Source organism: Microbacterium sp. BH-3-3-3, assembly GCF_007679045.1.
In the GTDB taxonomy this organism is placed as follows: domain Bacteria; phylum Actinomycetota; class Actinomycetes; order Actinomycetales; family Microbacteriaceae; genus Microbacterium; species Microbacterium algihabitans.
In genome coordinates, this window is record NZ_VEFS01000001.1 from 891,331 (window position 1) to 914,172 (window position 22,842).

The 22,842-nt window shown below is 71.3% G+C and carries 16 protein-coding genes; 1 reads left to right on the top strand and 15 read right to left on the bottom strand.

The window, feature by feature from the left end; all coding sequences use genetic code 11:
* Positions 1 to 31: 31 nt before the first annotated feature.
* From FS769_RS04235 to FS769_RS04305, 15 genes are all read right to left on the bottom strand, one after another.
* A complete protein-coding gene (locus FS769_RS04235; RefSeq protein WP_144829772.1) occupies positions 32 to 316 on the bottom strand; it encodes a hypothetical protein in 285 nt (94 codons plus the stop codon).
* A 129-nt stretch (positions 317 to 445) separates the two neighbouring features.
* Positions 446 to 1,639, bottom strand: coding sequence for an elongation factor Tu (gene tuf, locus FS769_RS04240; protein ID WP_144829775.1), 1,194 nt, complete (start codon positions 1,637 to 1,639; stop codon positions 446 to 448).
* A 161-nt stretch (positions 1,640 to 1,800) separates the two neighbouring features.
* Positions 1,801 to 3,915: an elongation factor G gene (fusA, locus tag FS769_RS04245; protein ID WP_144829778.1), complete on the bottom strand. Its 2,115-nt coding sequence runs from the start codon at positions 3,913 to 3,915 to the stop codon at positions 1,801 to 1,803.
* 87 nt (positions 3,916 to 4,002) lie between these two features.
* A complete protein-coding gene (gene rpsG / locus FS769_RS04250) occupies positions 4,003 to 4,473 on the bottom strand; it encodes a 30S ribosomal protein S7 (RefSeq protein ID WP_144829781.1) in 471 nt (156 codons plus the stop codon).
* Between the two features lie 5 nt (positions 4,474 to 4,478).
* On the bottom strand, positions 4,479 to 4,847 hold the full coding sequence (gene rpsL, locus FS769_RS04255; protein ID WP_013584051.1) for a 30S ribosomal protein S12: 369 nt from the start codon (positions 4,845 to 4,847) through the stop codon (positions 4,479 to 4,481).
* A 350-nt stretch (positions 4,848 to 5,197) separates the two neighbouring features.
* The gene (locus tag FS769_RS04260) at positions 5,198 to 6,100 is read right to left on the bottom strand and encodes a hypothetical protein (protein WP_144829783.1); all 903 of its coding nucleotides are present in this window, start codon (positions 6,098 to 6,100) and stop codon (positions 5,198 to 5,200) included.
* Positions 6,097 to 7,692: a DUF5684 domain-containing protein gene (locus FS769_RS04265; RefSeq protein ID WP_144829787.1), complete on the bottom strand. Its 1,596-nt coding sequence runs from the start codon at positions 7,690 to 7,692 to the stop codon at positions 6,097 to 6,099. Before FS769_RS04265 ends, FS769_RS04260 begins: the two co-directional genes overlap by 4 nt.
* Entirely contained in the window at positions 7,689 to 10,151 is a 2,463-nt protein-coding gene (locus FS769_RS04270; RefSeq protein WP_186325416.1) for a transglutaminase domain-containing protein, read from the bottom strand. Before FS769_RS04270 ends, FS769_RS04265 begins: the two co-directional genes overlap by 4 nt.
* Before the next feature lie 44 nt (positions 10,152 to 10,195).
* Positions 10,196 to 11,572, bottom strand: a complete 1,377-nt coding sequence (locus FS769_RS04275) for a DUF58 domain-containing protein (protein WP_260979690.1) — start codon at positions 11,570 to 11,572, stop codon at positions 10,196 to 10,198.
* Between the two features lie 42 nt (positions 11,573 to 11,614).
* Positions 11,615 to 12,580 (bottom strand): MoxR family ATPase, encoded by a 966-nt coding sequence (locus FS769_RS04280; protein ID WP_144829790.1) that lies wholly within the window; start codon positions 12,578 to 12,580, stop codon positions 11,615 to 11,617.
* A 42-nt stretch (positions 12,581 to 12,622) separates the two neighbouring features.
* Positions 12,623 to 18,574, bottom strand: coding sequence for an Ig-like domain-containing protein (locus FS769_RS04285; protein ID WP_144829793.1), 5,952 nt, complete (start codon positions 18,572 to 18,574; stop codon positions 12,623 to 12,625).
* On the bottom strand, positions 18,571 to 19,707 hold the full coding sequence (locus FS769_RS04290) for a serine/threonine-protein kinase (RefSeq protein WP_144829796.1): 1,137 nt from the start codon (positions 19,705 to 19,707) through the stop codon (positions 18,571 to 18,573). The genes FS769_RS04285 and FS769_RS04290 overlap by 4 nt, the downstream gene beginning before the upstream one ends.
* 100 nt (positions 19,708 to 19,807) lie before the next feature.
* Complete coding sequence (locus tag FS769_RS04295) at positions 19,808 to 20,470, bottom strand: spermidine/putrescine ABC transporter substrate-binding protein (protein WP_144829799.1); 663 nt, start codon at positions 20,468 to 20,470, stop codon at positions 19,808 to 19,810.
* An 83-nt stretch (positions 20,471 to 20,553) separates the two neighbouring features.
* Entirely contained in the window at positions 20,554 to 21,036 is a 483-nt protein-coding gene (locus tag FS769_RS04300) for a hypothetical protein (protein ID WP_144829802.1), read from the bottom strand.
* Between the two features lie 11 nt (positions 21,037 to 21,047).
* On the bottom strand, positions 21,048 to 22,124 hold the full coding sequence (locus tag FS769_RS04305) for an ABC transporter (protein ID WP_144829805.1): 1,077 nt from the start codon (positions 22,122 to 22,124) through the stop codon (positions 21,048 to 21,050).
* Between the two features lie 118 nt (positions 22,125 to 22,242).
* Here FS769_RS04305 and FS769_RS04310 point away from each other — a divergent pair, with 118 nt between their 5' ends.
* A complete protein-coding gene (locus FS769_RS04310) occupies positions 22,243 to 22,827 on the top strand; it encodes a hypothetical protein (RefSeq protein WP_144829808.1) in 585 nt (194 codons plus the stop codon).
* Positions 22,828 to 22,842: the final 15 nt, after the last annotated feature.

Genomic DNA, 22,842 nt, shown 5'->3' on the forward strand with positions numbered 1-22,842 from the left:
CCGGGCCGCGTCGGCCCCCGCGGGAGACGGCTCAGACGAAGGGCAGGGCGATCAGGATGCCGGCGGCGACGCACGCCGACGTGAGCCCGCCGACCACCGGCATGGCCGTGGCGCGTCCGCGGCGACCGACGACGAATCCGATGACCGCGAGGACCACGCCCACCGCAGCGATCGCGAGGCCGGTGCCCACCGCCTGCGCGACGACGGTGCCCGAGCCCGCGAGCAGAAGCACGGCGACCCCCACGACGGGCACCGCGACGGCGGCGATCGCGAGGAGCAGGGACAGCACACCGAGCAGACGGGACAAGGAATTCACCCGAGCGACTCTACCGGGCGGCTCGCGTGCGCCCCGGCCGGAATGCTGTGGGGGGGAAGAGATGTCCCCCGGGAACGACAAAGGCCGGGCCCGAAGGCCCGGCCTGTGCCGAGTGAAGTCTGGAAGGACTTACTTGACGATCTTGGTGACGGTACCGGCACCGACGGTGCGGCCACCCTCACGGATCGCGTAGCCGAGGCCCTCTTCCATGGCGATCGGCTGGATCAGCTCGACCGACATCTCCGTGGTGTCACCGGGCATGACCATCTCGGTGCCCTCGGGCAGCGTGATGACGCCGGTCACGTCGGTGGTGCGGAAGTAGAACTGCGGGCGGTAGTTCGTGAAGAACGGGTTGTGACGGCCGCCCTCTTCCTTGGACAGGATGTACGCCGTGCCCTCGAAGTTGGTGTGCGGGGTGACCGAACCGGGCTTGACGATGACCTGGCCACGCTCGACGTCGTCACGCTTGGTGCCGCGGAGGAGCAGACCACAGTTCTCGCCGGCCCAGGCCTCGTCGAGCTGCTTGTGGAACATCTCGATACCCGTGACCGTGGTCTTCTGCGTCGGGCGGATGCCGACGATCTCGACCTCGGAGTTGATCGCGAGGGTACCGCGCTCGGCGCGACCCGTGACGACCGTTCCACGACCGGTGATGGTGAAGACGTCCTCGATGGGCATGAGGAACGGCTTGTCCTTGTCACGCACCGGGTCGGGGATCGACTCGTCGACGGCTTCCATGAGCTCGACGATCGAGTTGACCCACTGCTCGTCACCCTCGAGAGCCTTGAGGCCCGAGACGCGCACGACGGGGGCGTTGTCGCCATCGAAGTCCTGCGACGACAGAAGCTCGCGAACCTCGAGCTCGACGAGCTCCAGGATCTCCTCGTCGTCGACCATGTCGCTCTTGTTCAGCGCGACGAGCAGGTACGGCACGCCGACCTGCTTGGCGAGCAGAACGTGCTCACGCGTCTGAGCCATCGGGCCGTCGGTGGCGGCGACCACGAGGATCGCGCCGTCCATCTGAGCGGCACCGGTGATCATGTTCTTGATGTAGTCGGCGTGACCGGGGGCGTCGACGTGAGCGTAGTGACGCTTGGGGGTCTCGTACTCGACGTGCGAGATGTTGATCGTGATGCCGCGCTGACGCTCTTCGGGCGCCGAGTCGATCGACGCGAAGTCGCGCTGAACGTTGGTGGCCGACGGGAACTTGTCGGCGAGCACCTTCGAGATGGCAGCGGTGAGCGTGGTCTTGCCGTGGTCGACGTGACCGATCGTTCCGATGTTCACGTGCGGCTTGGTCCGCTCGAACTTGGCCTTAGCCACTGGGTCCTCCTCAGGACGTTGGTTGCGACGTCTCGGGCACTGGATTGCGACCGATTCTTCGCGGGGATGGTTCTCAGATTACTAGAGAGTCGGTATTCAGTTTGAGCGGATGCCGGGAACCCGAGCAGAACCCGGGATTCCCGGCATCCGTGAGAGCGGTGTTACTCGCCCTTGTTCTTCTGGACGATCTCGTCAGCGACGGCGCGAGGAACCTCGGCGTAGCTGTCGAACTCCATCGAGTACACGGCGCGGCCCGAGGTCTTCGAGCGCAGGTCGCCGATGTAGCCGAACATCTCGGACAGCGGGACGAGCGCCCGCACGACCTTGACACCCTGAGCGTCTTCCATCGACTGGATCTGCCCGCGACGCGAGTTCAGGTCGCCGATGACGTCGCCCATGTACTCCTCGGGAGTACGCACCTCGACCGACATGAGCGGCTCGAGGATGACGGGGTTGGCCTTGCGGATCGCTTCCTTGAAGCCCATGGAGCCGGCGATCTTGAACGCCATTTCCGAGGAGTCGACGTCGTGCGACGCGCCATCGAGCAGGATCGCCTTGACGCCCACCATGGGGTAGCCGGCGAGCACGCCGACGTTCATGGCGTCCTGGAAGCCCTGGTCGGTCGGCGAGATGTACTCGCGCGGGATACGACCACCGCTGACCTTGTTCTCGAACTCGTAGGTCTTGTCGGCCGTGACCTCGAGGGGCTCGAGCGCGAACTGGATCTTCGCGAACTGACCCGAACCACCGGTCTGCTTCTTGTGGGTGTAGTCGTGACGCTCGACGGTCTTCTTGATCGTCTCGCGGTACGCCACCTGCGGCTTGCCGACGTTGGCCTCGACCTTGAACTCGCGCTTCATGCGGTCCACGAGGATGTCGAGGTGCAGCTCGCCCATGCCCTTGATGACCGTCTGGCCGGTGTCGTTGTTCTGCTCGACACGGAACGTCGGGTCTTCTTCGGCCAGCTTCTGGATCGCGAGACCCAGCTTCTCCTGGTCGGCCTTGGTCTTGGGCTCGATCGCGACCTCGATGACCGGCTCGGGGAACGTCATCGACTCGAGGACGACCTGGTTCTGCGCGTCGCAGAGGGTGTCGCCGGTCGTGGTGTCCTTCAGGCCGATGACCGCGTAGATGTGGCCGGCGGTGACCGAGGGAACCGGGTTCTCCTTGTTGGCGTACATCTGGAAGATCTTCCCGATGCGCTCCTTCTTGGACTTCGTCGAGTTGACGATCTGCGCGCCCGAGTCGAGGTGACCGGAGTACACGCGGATGTAGGTCAGACGACCGAAGAAGGGGTGCGTGACGATCTTGAACGCCAGCGCGGTGAAGGGCTCTTCACGATCGGCGTGCCGCTCGATGATCGTCTCTTCGTTCTTCGGGTCGTGCGCCTCGATGGCCGGCACGTCGAGGGGCGACGGCAGGTAGTCGATGACGGCGTCCAGCATGGGCTGCACACCGCGGTTCTTGAACGCCGAGCCGCAGAGCACCGGGTAGATCTCCGAGTTGACCGTCATCTTGCGGATGGCGGCCTTGATCTCGGCGACGGTGAGCTCTTCGCCGCCGAAGTGCTTCTCGAGAAGCTCCTCGTCGGTCTCGGCGACGGTCTCGAGGAGCTCTTCGCGGTACTTCGCGACGACGTCGGCCATGTCGGCCGGGATCTCCTGGATGTCGTACTTGGCGCCCATGGTGACATCACCCTTGGCGTCGCCCGCCCAGACGAGTGCGCGCATCTCGACGAGGTCGACGACACCGATGAAGTCGTTCTCGACGCCGATGGGCAGCTGGATGACCAGCGGCTTCGCCTTGAGCTTGTTGATGATGGTGTCGACGGTGAAGTAGAAGTCCGCGCCGAGCTTGTCCATCTTGTTGACAAAGCAGATGCGGGGGACGTTGTACTTGTCGGCCTGACGCCACACGGTCTCGGACTGGGGCTCGACGCCCTCCTTGCCGTCGAAGACGGCGACGGCGCCATCGAGCACGCGGAGCGAGCGCTCCACCTCGACGGTGAAGTCGACGTGACCGGGGGTGTCGATGATGTTGATCTGGTTCTTGTCCCAGAAGCACGTCACAGCAGCGGAGGTGATCGTGATGCCACGCTCCTGCTCCTGCTCCATCCAGTCGGTCGTCGAGGCGCCGTCGTGGGTCTCGCCGATCTTGTGGTTGGTTCCCGTGTAGTACAGGATGCGCTCGGTGGTCGTCGTCTTGCCGGCATCGATGTGCGCCATGATGCCGATGTTGCGGACCTTGGTCAGGTCGGTGAGCACGTCTTGTGCCACGGGTGTCTTCCTTACCTGTTGGGAGGTTGATGCCGGGCCCATCGGGGTGTCCGTGACCGGGATGCGGTCACGGACACCCCGCGGGTTTTACCAGCGGTAGTGCGCGAAGGCGCGGTTCGACTCGGCCATCTTGTGGGTGTCTTCGCGGCGCTTGACCGCGGCACCGAGGCCGTTCGAGGCGTCGAGGATCTCGTTCTGCAGACGCTCGGTCATCGTCTTCTCACGACGACCCTTCGCGTAGCTCACGAGCCAGCGCAGCGCGAGGGTGTTCGCGCGGTGCGGCTTGACCTCGACCGGAACCTGGTAGGTCGAGCCACCGACGCGGCGGCTCTTGACCTCGAGGGTGGGACGGACGTTGTCGAGCGCCTTCTTCAGCGTGGCGACGGCGTCCTGGCTGTTCTTCGCCTCGACGCCCTTGAGGGCGTCGTAGACGATCGACTCGGCGATGGACTTCTTGCCGTCGACGAGGATCTTGTTGACCAGCTGGGTGACGATGGGAGCGCCGTACACCGGGTCGTTGACGACGGGACGCTTCGGGGCGGGACCCTTACGAGGCATTGTTCTCAGCCCTTCTTCGCGCCGTAGCGGCTACGAGCCTGCTTACGGTTCTTGACAGCCTGGGTGTCGAGCGCACCGCGGACGATCTTGTAACGGACACCGGGGAGGTCCTTCACACGACCACCACGGACGAGCACGAGCGAGTGCTCCTGCAGGTTGTGGCCCTCACCGGGGATGTACGCGGTGACCTCGGTGCCGTTGCGCAGCTTCACGCGGGCGACCTTGCGCATCGCCGAGTTCGGCTTCTTGGGGGTCGTCGTGTACACGCGGGTGCACACGCCGGCCTGCTGGGGGTTCGACTTCAGCGCGGGAGCCTTGGTCTTCGAGACCTTCGGCGAGCGGCCCTTGCGAACCAACTGCTGAATGGTTGGCACGTTCTCTCCTTGATTGGCTGGGCGATCCTCTCGGGCGCCCAGGGTGCTGCACGGTGACAGCGTCGTGTCTCCCCCGCCATGTCGGTCATCTTGCGATTCGTGACGTGTCGGGCTCACGTGTGATCCACCCCGCGACAGAATGATCTGACGCGATTCGTGGTGGATATGCCGTGGGGGCGACCTGTTCGCAGGCCGATCCCTGAGATGGTGCGAGCGTTGATCCGTACGACCCGCCCGAGGGCATGACGCACGGCGCGCGTGAACGCACACCCGGTCAATGATACGCGTTCTCCGGGGGCGCGGCAAACGATCGCGGGCCCTCCGGCTGGGAGTGTGCCGGATGCCGCTCCTCAGCCGAGCAGCAGCGCCCCACCCACGACCGCTGCCGCCACGATCACGACGACGACCAGGGCCAGCACCACGAGGCGGCCTGTTCCGCGGCGCTCGGAGCGCGGGCGGACGACGGACGCGTCGGACGCGGACGCACGGGGGACGGGGAGCGCGCGTTCGACGCGCACGGGTCCGTCGGTACGGGGCGCGTAGACGTCGCTCCGGAGGGCGGTCGGCACGTGCGCTTCGCGCGAGACGACGGGCGGCAGGGGCGCCTCGGAGGGGCCCGGACGCGACGCCGCCTCGCGCCGGCTCCGACGGGACCCCGCGGCGGTGTCGTCGTCGCCGCGCGCGGGCGCGGCGCGCGGGCGGGTGTCCTCGTCGACGCCCGCCGACTCGAGGCCGGGGCGGCGCCGGGTCGCCTCGTCGAGGTCCGTGGCCGCCGCGGGGGCGCGGCGACGGATGGTCTGGTCATCGAGGTCCGAGAGCGCCGGGGGCGCGGGGCGACGGATCGTCTCGTCGTCGACGCGGTCGACCCCGGCCGGGGCACGGCGCACCGTCGCGTCATCGAGGTCCGGGACCGCCGGGGACGCGGGGCGACGGATCGTCTCGTCGTCGAGGTCGGGCGCAGCAGCGGAGGGCCGCGCTGCACGCCGCGGTGCGGTCGTGCCGATCCCGTCGTCGTCCCTCGTCGAGACGACCGTGTCATCGGCGGCTCGAGCGCCGCCGGACAGCACCGTGTCGGCATCCGGTTCGGTATCCGGTTCGACTTCCGGTCCGGCGGCGTGCACACGCACGGTGTCGTCGTCGACCTCCACCGCCGCGGCGTCGTCGTGCGCCGGAGGAGTCGGCCACGCGCGCAGACGCCCGGCCCAGAGGGTGACCTCGTCAGGATCGTCGGGGCGGTCGTGCGGGCCGCTCACGCGCTGCTCCGCGCGAGCCGCACCTCCGCGTCGCCGAGGAAGAAGCGCTCCCCCGCCTCGATCTCTTCGCCGGGAGGGGCTTCGACCTCGGTGCCCATCAGCGTGGCGAACAGGACGCCGTTGGTGGAGTCGAGATCGGTGACGAACCACGTCTCGCCGCGCAGGTGCAGGCGCGCGTGGGTCTTCGAGACCGTTCGGGTCTCATCGACGATCGACACGAGCTGCGCGTCGGGGAAGGCGGTGTCGGCGGCGGGGCGGCGCCCCAGGATGACGACGGTCGACGTCAGATCGATGGGCGCCCCGCTCGGAGGCACGAGGGCCCACGGGATCCGCTTGCGCTTGGTCACCACCGTGCGGTCGAGGGCGTCGAAATCGTCGTCGTCGGATGCCACGGCCGGCACCTCGGGTCGCGTGTACAGCGACGACACCGACGTGCGTGCGGAGCGCGGGGAGCCGGCATCCGGAGCATCGGGAACCGCGGAGACCGCCTCGGAGAGCTCGGGGAACTCGTCCGCCGGCGCAGGTGCCGAGGCGCGCGGCGCGGGCACGGGCTCGGGGGCGGGCCGGGTCAACGGCACCTCGGCGATCGGGGCCGCCGCGTCGGAGTGGGTCGTGCGGCGCGCGGGCGTCACCCACGGGGCGATCGGGTCGGACTGTTCGTCGACCGTCGGGGGCGCCGGGGCGGGCTCGGCCGGCGCGGGGGTCCACGCCGAGGGCTCGCCGGGGATCACCAGCGCACGGGTCGACGCGTCGTCGTCGGCCGCGGACGGCACGGCACGGGCGGCGCTGCGGGACGAGTCGTTGTCGTCGGCACCGTCGCGGAGGGCGTCGAGCACCTCGAAGACCGAGGATCCGGATGCCGCGGCGGCGGCCGGGCGCTCGGCGGGCGCGATCTGCTCGTCGGAGACGGCGGGCGTGGGGCGACGGCGGTCATCGAACTCCGCGGGACGCAGACCGGGCGGAGGACCCCATCCACCGGACGCGGGCACGGCATCGGCGAGCGAACCGGTCGGAGCGGCGAACGGCACGATCACGGGCTCGGACACCGGAGCGGGCTCGGCGGGCGCGTCAGCGGCATCCGGAACGTGGTCTTCGGCGTCGCGGCTGCCGTCGCCGGGACGGGACTCGGGCGCGGGGGTCCATCCGCCGACCAGCGGAACGTACGGCCCCTGGAAGTCCTGGCCGCGGCGAACGGGTGCCGACTGCTCGTCGGGACCGCGGGGCGCATCGCCCTCCCACCGCGCGGAGCCGAAACCGAGGATGCTCGCCCACACGACGGGGAAGATCGCGCCGACCACGGTCATGCCCGCACCGGCGCCGAAGCCCACCGTGATGCGGTGCACGGCGATGATGAAGAGGGTCACGAAGGTGAGCGTTCCGAACAGCGGAACCAGGTTGATGAGCACCAACCACGGCGAGAACCCGCCGAGCTTCAGCACGGTGGCCACGTTCACGATCGGGACCCACGCCTTCCAGACCGGCTCGCCGGTCTTGCGGAACACCGCGGCGAGGGCGAGGGCGAACCACACGTACACGACGACGACGAGAGCGAGAGAGCTCGCGCCGAGAACCACCATGGTCGAATCGGTCATGTCGTGTCGCGTCCTCCCGGGGCGGTGGGACGCTTCCCCCTCTCGTCGCGATGCGGGGATCTCGTGCGCGGGGAGCGCGGAGCGAGGAACCGCAGGAACGATCTCAACGATACGGCCGCGCGCACGCGCCGCCAGAAGCCTCGCTGACGCACCAGCACACGCCGCTCGGCGTCGACGATGCTCCAGAACTCCGCCACCTCGTCGGCCGTGACCGCGCCGCCCGCGAACACGGCGCGGTCGGCGTCGTCGGCGAGCCGTGCCCCCGACGGGGTCGCGAACGCGTCGGCGACCTCGCGTCGGGTGGGGGCGCGCGGCACGGTGCGACCGGCATCCACCCCGGCGTCGACGTATTCGTCCCATCCGCCCGCGATCGCGGAGCGGGGGTCGGGGTCGCGGCGCCGACCGCGGCGGCGCACGGCCTTGGCGATCACGACGGCGAGGAAGGGACCGAACACGATGAGAAGGGCGAGCAGCGCGAGACCCGTCACCCGCAGGATCGGCCAGAGCCACGCGAGATCGACGCCGTCGTCGGCGCGCTGATCGTCGTCGAGGGAGTTGTCCTCCTGCACGGGCTCGGGCGGAACGACCTCGTCCACCGTGTCGGGGCGCACCTCCGTCACGTTCTCGGGATCCTGCTGCTGGGTGACCTCGAGGCTCGGCGACTGCTCCCACTGCGGGGTCACGTCGATCGGCGTCCACCGGCCGTCGTCGCCCTCGACCTCGGTCCAGGCGACCAGATCGCGCGCACGGCACTCCCCCGCCTCGCACGTCGGAAGCGCGCTGTCCGGCGACGACAGACGCGTTCCCACCACGACGCGGGCCGGGAAGCCGAGTTCGTGCGCGATGAGCGCCGTCGCCACGGCGAACTGCTCGTCGTCGCCGACGGCGGCCACGTAATTTCCGGATGCCGCGGCCCGGGGGTCGTCCTCACGTTCGAGCAACCGCTCGAACATGCGGTCGATGCGCGCCAGCGAGTGACCGGAGGCGCTGGGCTGCAGCTGGTACCCGGGCAGGTCGGCGGTCCAGGCCGGGGGCGCGGCCCCCTCCGGCGCGAGACTGTGGCTGAGGTAGCCGCGCTCGCGGAGCAGCTGCACGAGCGCCTGCAGGGCCGCACCGTCGGATCCATCGGCGTGCTCATCGACCCAGCGGCGGAGGTTGTCGCCCCCGGCCGTCGCGCCGACGGCCCCGGGAGGCGTCAGGGAGGCGAGATCGTCGGGCGCGGCCTCGACCGCGTCGATCCGGTAGGAGTCGCCCGGTTCGAGTCCGCCGTCGGCCGTCTGCACGCCCGCCTCGGCGTCGGCGCTGTAGTAGAAGCGGTCGGCGAGCTGCCCGCGGCGCTCGCCCTCGAAGGTCGCCGCCACCAGGCTCCCCGCGGTGGGCATCCAGATGCCGCCCAGATCGGCGATGTCGACGTCGGCGGAGACGGAGCGGCCCGTGCCCGCGTCGCGGGTGGACGGCAGACGCACGAAGCCCGTCCCCTCGTCTCCCGAGGCGCGGAAGATCTCGCCGTCGTAGGCGTCGAGGGTGGCGATGCGGATGCGCTCGGGCAGGGCGCCGTCGTCGCTGCGGACGCGGAACAGCACGTCGTCGCTGCGGGCGTCGGAGAACATCGCCCGGTACTGCGCGAGCGGGCTGACCGCCTCGGCGATGAGACGCTGCGGACCGGCCGCCGATCGCAGCACCTGACGGTCGGCGTCGCGAGAGGCCCACGGCACCACCGCGATCGTCGCGACGATCGCGACGACGATCATCGCGACGCCGAGCGCTCCGCGCCGGGAGTCGGTGCGCGAGCGACCGCGCGACACCTGCACCGCTGTCACGTCGGCAGCCCTCCGCAGGGCGCGGGCGCGTTCGTCGCGCGCACGCCAGGCCAGCCAAAGCACGGCCGACAGCAGAGCGCCGAGTCCGACGGCGGTCTCGACCGGAGCCGGCAGCGACACCGCCCCGAGCGAGAGCGGAGCGCTGGTGGAAGTCCGGCCGAAGAACAGCCCGAACCCGGTCATCGCCAGGCCCGGCACCACTGCTGCGGGAGCGCGCCGGTCGGTGCGAGCCGCGAGGGCCAGTGTGAGGGCGGTACCCACCAGGAACACCACGAGCGCCGGGACGAGCAGATTGCGGTACGCGCCGACCGGCAGGTCGACGGTGACCAGGTCTTTCCACGCGACGACGACACCCGCGAAGGCCTCACCCAGCCCGCGCAGCACGTCGAGCGGCGAGGTCAGTCTCGAGGGGACGGCGAGCGGCACCGCGAGCAGGGCGAACGCGCCGACCAGCCCGGCGGCGAGCACCCACCCTCCGCCGCGCCGCCACGCGGCGAGCGCGACGACCGCCGTCGCCACCAACGAAGACACCAGCACGAGCAGCAGGAACGACCCCGAGGCGTAGACCGGCCACGCCGCGACGGCTGCGAGGGCGACCGACACCGCGGTGTACGCCGATGCGGCCACCCACCGGGGCACGGAGGACTCCCGCGTCCGCGTCGGGCGCTCGCGACGACCGGCGCTCACGAGGTGGCTCCGCGCACGAGCAGACCCGACAGGTCGTCGAGGGTTCCGATGGTGAGGACGGTGAGTCCCGCGATGCTCTGCATGCGCGGGTGTGCCCGCTCGTCGCAGATCACCGCGGCGACGGCGGTGTCGGCGGGGAACGCCAGGGCGGCCTGGCGCAGGCGGGCGAGGGGCACGGCGGACCCGACGACGACGAAGGCGATCGACAGACGCTCGTTGGCCTCGGCGGCGAATCGGCAGACGTCTTCGACCGGCATGGTGTTCTCGTGCCGCTGCACGGCGCTGAACCCGTCGAGCATCGCCCGAGGCGAGACGATCGGCACATGGCGGATGGCGCGCAGGCGCCCCTTGACCACACGCGGGATCTCGGAACCCGTGACGATGTCGATGTCACGGGCATCGCGCACGGCACGCAGGCCCAGCGAGGCCGCGGCCGACACGGCGAGCTCGTACTCGTCGGCATCCGCGTACTCCTGCGTCGCGGCGGCGAACACGACGGCCATGCGCGAGCGTCGCGACTCCTCGTACTGCCGCACCATCAGCCGGCCCGTCTTGGCCGTCGACTTCCAGTGCACCTGACGACGGGAGTCGCCCGGGACGTACTCGCGGATCGCGTGGAACGACATGTCGGCGTCGACGAGGCGGCGGGTCGCATTGCCCTCGAGGTCGCGGACGAGCCCCGCGCTGGTGGACGGCAGGCCCACCGTGCGGGGGTGGACGAACAGATCGTGCACGTCGTCGAAGGCGTGCTCGCGGCGGAGCAGCCCCACGGGGTCGCTGCGGACCGTCGTCACCGGTCCGACGCGGACCACGCCGCGGGGCAGGGGCGGGATCTCGAGCGGCTCGGTCGTGCTCTGATCCGGGCGCAGCAGGGGCACCCCGAACTCCACGAGCCCGCGACCGACGGGGATGTCGAGACGACCGGGCAGGGCGGGACGCGTGCTGACGTTGCGCACAACGATCTCGCCGGTCACCCCCGTGCCCGCCACGACCCGCTCGTGGGTGAGCGAGAGGTCGACCTCGTACGCGCGCGCACCGAAGAGGAAGGGCACGGCCATCGCCAGCAGCAGCAGCGCCGCGGTGCCCGCGACCATCCACTCCACCCATCCGAAGACGATCCCCAGCAGCAGACCGATCGTGGCGGCCGCGACGACCACGGCTCCGGCCGGGCGAACGGTGCGTCCCGCCCAGCGGACCGCGGCCCGCGCGGCATCCGTCGCCACCCGCCACCACTCGGCGATCCGCACCACCGTCCGCACGATGCGACGCTGACGGCGCGCGGCCGTGGAGGTGATCGAGGTGCGTGAGCCCGTGGCCATCGTGGACGCGGAGGCGCGCGTCAGACGGGACTCGGTGAGGTTCACATCGGGCACGGGTCACCTCCCCGGCTCGCGGATGCCACGGCGACGGTCACGTCAGGCGCTCTCGCGCTGCGAGGGCGGAACCGTGTCGAGCAGGACCTGGCCGATGACGGCCTCCTGCGTCACCCCGTCGAACTCCGCCTCGGGATGCAGGATGAGGCGGTGCGAGAGCACGGCCACCGCGAGCGCCTTGACGTCGTCGGGGGTGGCGAAGGTGCGCCCCTGGGCGGCCGCGCGGGCACGGGTGGCGCGGGTGAGCGCGAGGGCTCCGCGGATCGACACGCCCAGACGCACCTCGTCGGCCGTGCGCGTGGCGTCGACCAGGCGCGCGATGTAGTCGAGCACGAGGGCGTCGACGTACACGGATGCCGCGAGGTCGGCCATGCCGACGAGGGCCTGGGGCGTGATGATCGGGCGCAGATCGGCCGTGGCCGTGGCCGCGCCGTCGAGGATGCGGACCGTCGCCGCGTGATCGGGGTAGCCGAGCGAGGTGCGCAGCAGGAAGCGGTCGAGCTGCGCCTCGGGCAGGCGGTAGGTGCCGGCCTGCTCGACGGGGTTCTGCGTCGCGAGCACGAGGAAGGGCACGCCGACCTCGCGGGAGACGCCGTCGATGGTGACCTTGCCCTCCTCCATCACCTCGAGCAGGGCCGACTGCGTCTTGGGGCTCGCGCGGTTGATCTCGTCGGCGAGCACGATGTTGGCGAAGATCGGGCCGGAGTGGAACTCGAACGATCCGGTCTTCTGGTCGTACACGGTGATGCCGGTGATGTCACCGGGCAGCAGGTCGGGGGTGAACTGGATGCGGGTGTTGGTGCCCTGCACGGTCTGCCCGACGGCACGCGCGAGGGAGGTCTTGCCCGTGCCCGGCACGTCTTCGAGCAGCACGTGCCCGTCGCTGAGCATCGCCGTCAGCACGAGCTCCACGACGTGACGCTTGCCGAGGACGGCGCGCTCGACGTTGTCGGCGATCTGCGAGAAGGTCTGGGAGAACCAGGTGGCCTGCTCCTGGGTGATCGTCATGTCGGTGCGTTCTTCCTGTCGGGGGATGGACGGGGGCGGCGCTCAGCCGTTGCCCTTGGGCGGTTGGGAGGGCGAGGACTTGCCCGGGTCGCAGCCGCCGCCGGTGACGAGGGTGGCGGGGTCGAGGTCCCAGCCCTGGTCGCCCCAGTGCACGGCGATCTTGGCGTTCTCGACGCGGGTCGCCCCGTTGGGGACGATCGAGGGGTCGGTGGTCGCGATGGGTCGGTCGTTCTTGTCGAAGTAGCGGACCCCGCTGATGTCGACCGTGGTGCGGCCGGCGTCGTTGGTGGTGTCGCCGCGCACGGTCAGGGGGTTCCCCGCGACGCACGACCCGATGCGCGCCGATGCCCGCACCTGGTACGGGGCGCTGCCGGCCGCCGCCTCGACGACGCCGCGGTTTGACCTCGTCCCCCACAGGTTGTGCTGGAAGAAGACGCCGATGCCGGGGTCGCGTCCGAACACGTCGGTGCCGGGCCCCCACCCGTCGTAGACGACGCGGTTGTTGCGCGGGGGCTTGTCGCCCTCCTGGATGTCGCTGATCGTCCAGGTCGCCTTGTCGCCGTTCACGGCGGGGCGCGCGTCGACGCGGAACGTGTAGCCCTGGGGAGCCGCGGAGTCCTGGGTTGCGTCGATGCTCTTCTCGGTGGCATCCGACCCGAAGACCGTGCCGTCGTAGACGGAATCGACGCACATGCGCACGGTGTAGGTCTCGCCGTCGTCCTGGTTCGGGAACTCCGCGCGTGCCTGCGTTCCGCTCGTCTTGCACGATCCGTTGAGGGCGAAGCCGTAGCGCAGCTCGGAATCGTCGCCGTTCTTCGACGCCGACCCTTCGGCGACGATCGTGACCTTGCCGTTTCCGGTGGGCTTCGACGTCAGCGTCAGCGCGAGCTGCTGCGGCTTTCCGACGCCGTGGGCGGTGAAGGTGAGGGTCTGCCCGGTCTGCGAACCGCCGAGCCCGGGAGGCACGGTGAAGCGCGAGATCGGCGTCACCGAGATCTGCGTCGACGAGTTGTTGCCGACACCGAAGCCCTTCAGCGAGACGGTGTCCTGGTTGCGACCGATCGAGACGGTCTTGGTCTCGCCGGCCGCGCTCTTGACCTCGAGGGTGCCCGTCTCGTCCGAGTCGATGCCGCGGATCGTCAGATCGGCGACGCCGCCCTCTCCCCCGTTCGAGACGGGGACGAAGTCGCCGCCCGACGGGCGGCCGGGGGCGTCGTACGACCACGCCGTGGTGCGCACGGCGCCGCGCGATTCGCCCACGCTGTTGATCGCGGTGACGACGTACTCGCGCTGCTCGCCGTTGGGCGCCGAGATCGCCGGGCACGAGCCGTCGGGGGCGCACCGGGCGACGACGTCTCCCCCGTACCGCACCACGAAGCCGCTCAACGCGGGGTAGGCGCGACGCGCCTCGCCGGCGTCGGCGCGCAGCGTGAGGGAGCCGTCGGCGTACGCCGTTTGGCGGACGCTCGCGGGGGCGCGGGGGTAGCCGAGCAGGTCGAGCACGACCCGGGCGTCGCGGGTGGATGCCGTGGTGCGCCCCTGCGCGTCGCGCAGAGTGACGCTCGCGCTGCAGGTGCCGCCCGGGGCGTCGTCGCTCCACGAGGCGACGATGGCGGAGTCCGAGGCGACGGCGAAGCTCACTCCCGTGCACGCCGCCGCGGCACGCACGCCGACGACCTCGAGCGGGGTGCGCGGCAGGGGGTTCACCTCGCCGCTGGCACCGACCACGTCGATCGCACAACTCTTTCCGGACGCCTGGGAGCACTGCTCCGACGTCGTACCGCCCTGGGGAAGCGTCGAGGGGGCCGCGCCCACCCGGATGACGAGTCGGGCGGGGGCGACTGCGTTGTGGCTGGTGACCGAGATCACCGCGGCCTTCTCGGTGCCCGGAACCGCCCGGTCGTCGCCGACGACCGTCACCGTCGAGCCGTCGAGTCGGACGTCGAACGCGGAGCCCGAGTAGTCGACGGCGTAACGGATGCCGTCCCAGTCCTCGCGGCCCAGCTGCCAGGTGGTCATGTTGCGCAGATCGAACGTCTCGGTCTCACCGGGGCCGACGGTGAGGGCTCCCGGGCGCAGCTCGGGCTGGGGGTCGCGCGCGACGACGCCGATCGGCACCGACACGATGGTCCAGTCCTCGGTGCCGGCCACGCGCACCGGCACCTGGCACGAGTCGGTCCAGGGCGAGCCGGTGCCCGCGTCGTAGCGCACGACCGAGCCCGACACCGAGCACTTCCCCTCGGCCCGCGCGCCCGACGACGCCACGTCGGTGCCGACCTCGAGCGTCGCCCGTCGGGGCACCGCCACGAGCGAGGCCATGTCGAACTCGACCGAGGCGAGCTCGTCGACGCGCTGCGCCGAACCCGGACGCAGCGACAGGCTCACGTCGTCGTCGCCGGGCACGCGCAAGAAGGCGTAGGTCGTGACGTCGGTGTCGCCGGCGCGTCCGGTGACGGCGAAGGGGATGACCCGCCGGGTCGCCGGGAGCTCGCCCGAGATGCGGCGACCGTCGAGCTGCACGCCCTGCGGCGTGCCCCACAGCGACACGTCGAGGTCGCCGACCTCGCCGCCGGCCCAGGTCGCGCGACCGGCGAGCACGTCGACGCCGCCGGTGAAGTCGTCGCGGTTCTCCACCGTCAGCACGGTGTCGGTCACCACCGGGTAGTCGGGCACGCTCTCGCGGACCACCTTCACGACGATCAGGCCTCGACCGGTGTTGCCGGAGTCGCTGGCGACGTCGTAGAGGAACGACATCGTGCCGGGCTGCTCGCCCGCACGGAGCACGACGCCGGTGTCGGTCACGGTGTCGATGAAGCCCGCGATGCGCGCGTATTCGGGGTTGGCGCTGTCGTCGACGAGGGTCTCGGGCAGGTCGGGGCGCACGCCCGTGAGCGTCAGCCGCCCCTGCGTCGGGTCGATGTCGTTGGCCAGGGGGCTCACCCGGATCGTGCGGTCGGCCCCGGCCTGCACCTGCACGTAGTCGGTGAAGGTGACGGGGCTGGGGTTCGCCTCGGCGTTCAGGATGCCGATGCGCACGGTGCCTTCGCCGGTCGCGCCCGCCGAGTCGGACACCCGGTAGCGGAACGACACCTGCCCGCGATCGCCGGGGATCGAGGAGTAGACGATCGACGATCCGTCGGGCGCGACGGTGGCGGTGCCACGGTCGGGCTGGGCGACGATGCGGTCGAGGGTGACGCCGTCGCCGTCGGGATCGACGCCGAACGCCGAGAAGTCGATCGTGGTGGTGCCCCCGCTGAGCACGCGCCCCTCGAGGGTGTCGGGGAGCGGGGCGCGGTTGGCCTCGTCGCCGAGCACGGTGATGCGCACCGTCGCCTCGTCCCACAGCGCCGGGGTGCCGGTCGTGTAAACGCGGTAGGTCACCTCGTACGAGCCGGGTGCGGTCGGCGCGAGGTAGCGCAACACGCCGCCCGAGGCGAAGGCGAGCGCGTCGCTGGCGGGCTGGGCCTGGATGCTCGCGGGGTCGAGCGTCGGTCGACCGCCGGCGGGCGAGATGTCGTTGTCGAGCACGGGGATGTCGATCTGCGCCCCCGCGCGCACCGTCACGGTGTCGTCGACGGCGATCGGGGCGATCTCGGGGGCCGGAGGGAGCAGGTACACCGTCGCCTCGCCGACCACGCTCGAACCCTCGTCGTCGGTGCCGTCGCTGACGGTGTAGCCGACGGTGCCCAGGAGACCCGCGCTTCCGTCGGCGGTGCTGCCCGAGACGCGCAGGTCGTTCTGGGCGACCGTGTCGACGGTGAGCGACGCCCCGTCGGAGGCCGCAGGGGTCACGTCGCTGAGCAGCAGCACGCGACCGGTGGGATTGGACACCGCGCTGAAGACGTCGAGGGTCGCATCTTCTTGCGGGCGCACGAACGCCACGACCGGAGAGGTCGACAACTGCGCCGGCGCATCAGCGGGCAGAAGCGTGATGCGCGCGGTGCCGGTCGCATCGCGCCCCCCGCCGTTGACGGTGAAGTCGACGCGGTAGACCCCGGGGGCGGATGCCGTGAAGTCGAAGGTCGTGCTCCCCCCGACGACCGTCGCGGTGGCGGCGGCGTCGTCGAGCACGCGAACGGAGATGAGCGAGACGTCGCCGGCGGTCCCCGTGACGTGCGGGCCGACGTCGACCGCGAGCGAGGTGCCCACGGTGTCGATCCGCGCGAACGACTGCACGGCCAGCGCCGGGTCGGGCAGGACGCGGATCACGAGGGGCTTCGTCGTCACGGCGCCGTCGGTGTCGGCGACGGTCACGTCGAGCTGCACGTTCTGCTCCGCGCCCGAGCCGTCGTCGGCGTGCTGGTAGACCACGTCGCCGCCGGGGGTCGAGGCCACGGTGCCGACGTCACCCGGGTTGTCGACGGACAGCAGCAGCAGGGGGTCGCCGTCGGGGTCGACCCACCCGGGGAGCACGGGCACCGTGATGGTTCCGCCGCGCTGCACCTCGGGCGTGGGCCACTGCTGCAGGCACCCTTCGACGCCGCACCAGGCGGGCGCCGCGTTCGTCTCGGGGGGCGAGACGGTGAGGGTGACGGTGGTGGGCGCCGACGTGAGCCCGTCGACGGCGGTGCCGTCGGTGACGGTGTAGCTGAAGGTCGCGCTGCCGGTGGCGCCGGCGGCCACGCGGACTGCGAGGCGTTGGCCGGAGTCGGTGACGGTGAGCGTGCCGAAGCCGGGGTCGAGGCCGGTGACGCTCTCGGCGACGATGCTCAGGACGTCTTCGTTCGGATCATGGTCGTTCAGGAGCACGGGGAGAGTGGTGAGGCGTCCGGCGCGCACACCGAAGACGTCGGGCTCGGCGATCGGCGGCTTGGGATCGAGCACCACGCTCAGCTGTTCGTCGCTCTGCACGGCGGTCTGCTCGGTGCGGTCGTCGAGCGACCAGTTCTGGCTCGAGGCGACGAGCGCACCGTCGGGCACCGTCCACACCCAGCCCGTGCGGGTCTCGTTGAGGATGACCGCGTGATCGGTGGCGACGAACACCGGGCGACGCTGATCGGGCATGGTCTGGCCGGCGTAGTCGAGTTCGGTCTCGCCCTGATCCGAGCGCCACAGCGTGCCGCGCGCATCGCTGGGCAGGAGCCAGGCGGCGTACGCGACACCCTCGTGCGACAGCGGCCGCGCAGGCTGACCTAGCACGTTGCCGCCGCCGCCGACCTCGCGCCGCGGCTCCGAGCCGTCGGCGGGGATGCTCCACAGCGACTGGTCATCGGCGACGTAGACGGCCCGGGCATCGGCATCCGCATCGGAGACGACGAGCTGCTCGCCGGCGTCGATGTCGACGGGATCCGCGCCGCGTCTCCAGGTGCGGCCGGAGTCCGCGTCCACGAGCACCCAGGTGTCGCCCGCCGCCGAGAGCAGCGGCGTCGTCACCTGCGCGTCGAGCGCATCGCGGCCGCGGAGTTCGTCGGCCTCGATGTCGTAGCGGATGACGGAGCCGTCGGCGGACGAATAGGCGAACAGCATGCCCCGCGCATCGAGCGCCACGGCATCGGCCGTGTACGCCGGCGCGTCGTCGTCCGACGACGTGTCGAACGGGTCGAGCTCGGTGGCCGCCTGCCCCGCACGGCTGAGTCGGCTGGCGAACAGCGTCCCCGCATCGGTGCGGTAGACGACGTAGTCGCCCGCGGTGACGACCGAGGTCGTTCCCGGAGGGGTGTCGGGGGCGGCCTCGAGCTGGTCGTCCTGCAGGTCGACGGGCTGGGCCTCGTCGATGCGGGTGAGTTTGCTGAAGCTGTCGGTGAAGAGGAACGCGCCCTCGGGCGACTGCGCGACCTGACTCGGGTTGCCGGCGCTGCGCACGGTGTCGAGCTCGCCCACGGCGGTGTTCACCCGCGCGTAGCGCTGCCCGTCTCCGGTCTGCAGGGCCCACACCGAGGTGTCGACCTCGGGCGTCTGCTGCGCGTCGAGCCCGGGCCAGACGATGCTCGCCGTCACCACGAGCGCGGCGGCCGCGATGGTGGCCCCGAGGCCGGCGATTGTGCGGCGCTTCATCGCAGCACTCCCGTGGCGTACAGCGCGGCGACGACGACCGCTCCGGCGGTGACGAGGGTGGCGGATGCCAGGATCCACGGCAGCGCGCGCGAGGCGCCCGCGCTTCCCGAGGCGATGTCGGTGTCTTCGTCGCGGGCATAGCCGGTGATGCCGGACGAGCTGCGCAGCTTGCGCGAGCCCTCTCGCTCGATGCGCGAGCGGGCGGGGCCGCGCAGGGTGCCGTCGGCGAAATCGACGGCGCGCGCCGTGGCCGTCCATTCCGCGGCGGGCACCTCGAGCGGGGTCGCCGGCAGCCCCAGCTCGGTCTGCACGGCCTGGAGCGCCTCACCGAAGGCGCGGGCGCTCGCGTGGCGATCGGCTGGGTCGCGCGACATCGATCGGGCCAGCACCGCCTGCAGCGAAGCCGGGACGTCGCCGCGGCCGATGTCGGTGTACGAGGCGCGGGCGATGCGACGGCGCAACTGCTCGCGGGAGTTCTGACCCTTCTCGCGCCGCTCGAACGGGCTCTGGCCCGCGAGCAGCGAGTACACCGTCGCGCCGAGGCTCCACACCTCGCTGGCGACGGTGCCGGCGGTCTGCTCGGCGACGACCTCGGGGGCGCTCCACGGAACCGACATCGCGAGCATCTCGTCGGCCCCCTGGCGCACGAGCGACGACGAGATGCCGAAGTCCGCGAGAACAGGCGCCCCGAAGGTCGTGACGAGGATGTTGCTGGGCTTCACATCGCGGTGGATGAGGCCCGCGTGGTGCGCGGACTCGAGCGCACCCGCCATGCGCACCCCGATCGACAGCACCTCGGCCACCGGCATGCGCTCGACGCGATAGCGCTGCGAGAGCGAGCCGGGGCAGAACTCCATGACGATGTAGGGCCGACCGTCGGCGGAGATCCCCGCCTGATAGACGGTGACGATCGACGGGTGCGCCGACAGGTGGGCGAGCACGTCGGCCTCGGCGTTGAACATGCGCAGAAGATCGGGGTCGCGCACGTCGCTCGGCAGCACCTTCACCGCGACGTCGCGACGCGGCATGTCCTGGCCGTACAGGAACACATCGGCGAACCCGCCGGAGCCGAGGGGACGGATGTAGGCCAGCCCGGGCAGGATGGGCGGCGACGAGGGAAGGCGCTGCGGCATCGAGCCCCCTCCCCCGCACGACACGCCCGCACCGACGCGGCGGACAACCCGTCGATGCTAACAAAGCAGCCGATGAGACCCGCGCGCTCATCCACAGGGGTCAGGTGGCCGACGGCCCCGGTTCGCGCGGATCGAACGGAGCGTCGAGAGAGCGCGTCAGTTCGTCGAGGAGGGCAGCGATCTGCGGCTCGACGTACTCGGCGACCGCGGCCTGGATGCGGAGTCGGTGGTGCAGCAGAACCGTGCACACCTCTCGACCGATCATGTTGGCGTAGTCGTCGGCGAGACCCACCTCCTGCCGGAGCGCGGCCTTGGCGGCATCCGACAGGGGAGGAAGGGCGGGGAGCGCCGCGTCCTCCTCGGCGGCGAGACCCGACAGGGTGAACAGGAACGGCGAACCGGGCTCGGGGTCGGGGTCGAGCGGCATGCCCTCGAACTCCGGCTCGAGGTCTTCGGCGGGGCGATAGGTGCGGCGGCGATTGCGCTCGGCCTGCTGGTCGAGCTCGGCCTGCAGCATCGGCAGGTTGCGCGAGGTGTACTCGGCGACGGCGTGGTCGACGATGCTCTTCACCCGGGTCGACAGACCGTGCTGCACGCCGTGGGGCACGTCGGCTCCGAGCCCTGCCGCCGACAGCACCGGCGAGCCGAAGCACCGCCGGCACGGGGCGATGCGGCCGCGGTGGTTGGCGGGCTCCCAGCGCGGCAGCCAGCGCAGCCAGGCGTCGACCGCCTGGCTCACCTGCGACTCGAGGGAGCGCTCCACGGCCCTAAGGCTAGTGCGACACGCCCGGAAGCACGCGGATGCCGTGCTGCGCGCCGCGTCGGAGCCGCCGTCGCACGCGGAGATCAGGGCGCGTCGTCGTCGTCCTCCCAGCGCCAGCGCGGGCCGCTGGTGCGGGCGCGCACGAGGAAGACACCGAAGAACGCTGCCAGGAGCGCCGCGAGGGCGACGACGGGGCCGGCGAATCCGATGGCCACACTCCCCGCCGCCGAGAGCCCCCGCGCCGGATCGGCTCCGCTGACGAGCGCTCCGACGACGATGCCGAGGATCTCGCCCACATAGGCGCCGATGGCACACGGCACCGCCGTCAGGTACGACGGCGGGTCGGCCCGCACACCCCACAGCAGCACGCCCGCGAACGCGGCGAAGGCGAACACCTGCCCGATGACACCCGGGACGACCCCCAGGCCGCGCACCGGGATGACGTCGGCGTCGAGCACGAGACTCGCCACCCCGAGCCCGCCGATCGACAGCGCGACGCAGACGACGGTCGCGAAGACGACGGCGACCGGCGGGGTGACCCCCGCCGGTCGCGGCTCGTGCGTCATGGCATCCGGTCTCAGCGCTGAGAGAGCTGAGGGCCGGCCTCGAGGGTGCGCTCGTACTCGCGCTGCGCCTCGGCGTTGATCTCGGTGACGCGGCGACCGCGGGCCGACACCCACGCGCCGAACCAGATGGTGAGCTCACGGCCGAGGACGAAGGCCACGATTCCGAGCGGCGCGAGGAGGTTGTCCTGCAGCAGCTCGAACGACTGACGCGCGGTGATCATCCAGAACGGGGCGCCCAGGAGCACGCCCAGCAGGTGACCGGCCCAGGCGACGACGCCCACGAGCAGGCCCCAGACCACCCAGTGGCCCCACCGTCCGCGGTTGATCAGCGCGCCGAGGAACCAGAAGCCGAGGTAGAAGGCCACCGTCGGAACCCAGAGGCCCGCCGTGGCGAGGGTTGCGAGCGCCTCGCGACCGAGGTCGGCCGCGACGAAGTCTCCGGAGAGCAGGCCCAGACCGAGCGTGGCCGCGAGGTACAGCACGGCGAAGACGAGGGCGGCGAGCAGACCGATGGCGCCGGCCGCGCCGCGGTTGCCGCGCGGACGGGGCGCCTCGGGCGCCTGCACGAAGATGGGCTGCGCACCGCCGCCGACGCGGGCGGGCTCGTCGTAGACGGGCGCGGTGGATGCGGTGGCGGCACCGGTCCCGGCGGCCGCACCGGCCGCGGCTCCGGCGACCGCGGGAGCGGCGGTGGTCGCTGCCGTCCGGTCGACGTGGTCGGTCTGCGCCACGGGGGCGTCGTACGCGGTGGTGCGCGGCGCCGCGTTCTCGGACTCGGCGGAGGCGGCGTAGGCGGCCCAGCGAGCGTCTTCGTCGTCGAGATCCGTCTGCGAGGTGGACTGCGGCGGCACCGGCGAGGCGTCGTGCACGACGGGAGCCGTGTGCTCGCTGCGCGCGGCGAGCGGAGCCGCGGTCTCGCGCTCGTGGTCTTCGCGCTCGTCCCAGGCGGCCTGCGCCTCCTGCGGGTCGACCGCATCGCGGCGCGCCGCCTCGGCGTCGGCGAGTCCCTCGTGGGCTCGGCCGACGACGTCGTGCCCTTCGTCCTTGGGTTCAGCGACGGGGTCGCCGTACGACTGATGGTCGCTCATGGGGTCTCCTCACGCGATGCTTGCCGCGCAAGGCTATCCCGGGACCTGCGGGCCACCGCGCAGGCGTGCCGGGCATTGTCGTCTCGACCGTGTCGGCGGGGGCGCTTAGGGTATCAGCATGCCTCGTCGACCGCTCCGCCCGGCCCTGACCGCCGTCGCGCTCGGCGCGGCGATGCTCGCTCTCACCGCGTGCGCGCCCGCCGCCGACGAGTCCGCACCAGCGCCGTCGGCGACCGTCTCCTCGTCGCCGACCCCCATCCCGACGATCACCCAGACGGCGACGGCCGTGCGCATCCCCGCGGACTGCCGATCCATGCTCACGGCGGACGTGCTGGCGCAGCTGGGCGACACTCCCCTGAACGATCCCGCGATGGGCCCCTCGGGTGCACAGCCCGACGGCTCGCTGACCTGCATCTGGCGCGACCCGGCCGCCGACACCACCGGACTCGTCACCCACATCACGCGCATGGACCGCGGACCGGCCCTCGACATGCTCAACGACCTCGTCTCGACGCAGGGGTTCAGCTGCTACACCCCCGACGCGGGCACGCGCTGCGAGAAGACCTGGATCAACGACACCTACCCCGTCAACGACGGGCGCACGCTCTACTGGCGCGACGACGTGCTGATCGACACGCAGTACTCGAACCTGGCGCCCACGGGGTACACGGCCAGCATCATCTCGTCGATCTTCGGGTCGTAATCCCGCCGCGGGTCC

What these genes read in the sequence shown, in the direction of transcription:
- rpsG (WP_144829781.1), bottom strand. Translation starts at nt 4,473, where the DNA reads ATGCCTCGTAAGGGTCCCGCCCCGAAGCGTCCCGTCGTCAACGACCCG.
- FS769_RS04265 (WP_144829787.1), bottom strand. Translation starts at nt 7,692, where the DNA reads ATGACCGATTCGACCATGGTGGTTCTCGGCGCGAGCTCTCTCGCTCTC.
- FS769_RS04280 (WP_144829790.1), bottom strand. Translation starts at nt 12,580, where the DNA reads ATGACGATCACCCAGGAGCAGGCCACCTGGTTCTCCCAGACCTTCTCG.
- FS769_RS04285 (WP_144829793.1), bottom strand. Translation starts at nt 18,574, where the DNA reads ATGAAGCGCCGCACAATCGCCGGCCTCGGGGCCACCATCGCGGCCGCC.
- FS769_RS04290 (WP_144829796.1), bottom strand. Translation starts at nt 19,707, where the DNA reads ATGCCGCAGCGCCTTCCCTCGTCGCCGCCCATCCTGCCCGGGCTGGCC.
- FS769_RS04300 (WP_144829802.1), bottom strand. Translation starts at nt 21,036, where the DNA reads ATGACGCACGAGCCGCGACCGGCGGGGGTCACCCCGCCGGTCGCCGTC.
- FS769_RS04305 (WP_144829805.1), bottom strand. Translation starts at nt 22,124, where the DNA reads ATGAGCGACCATCAGTCGTACGGCGACCCCGTCGCTGAACCCAAGGAC.
- FS769_RS04310 (WP_144829808.1), top strand. Translation starts at nt 22,243, where the DNA reads ATGCCTCGTCGACCGCTCCGCCCGGCCCTGACCGCCGTCGCGCTCGGC.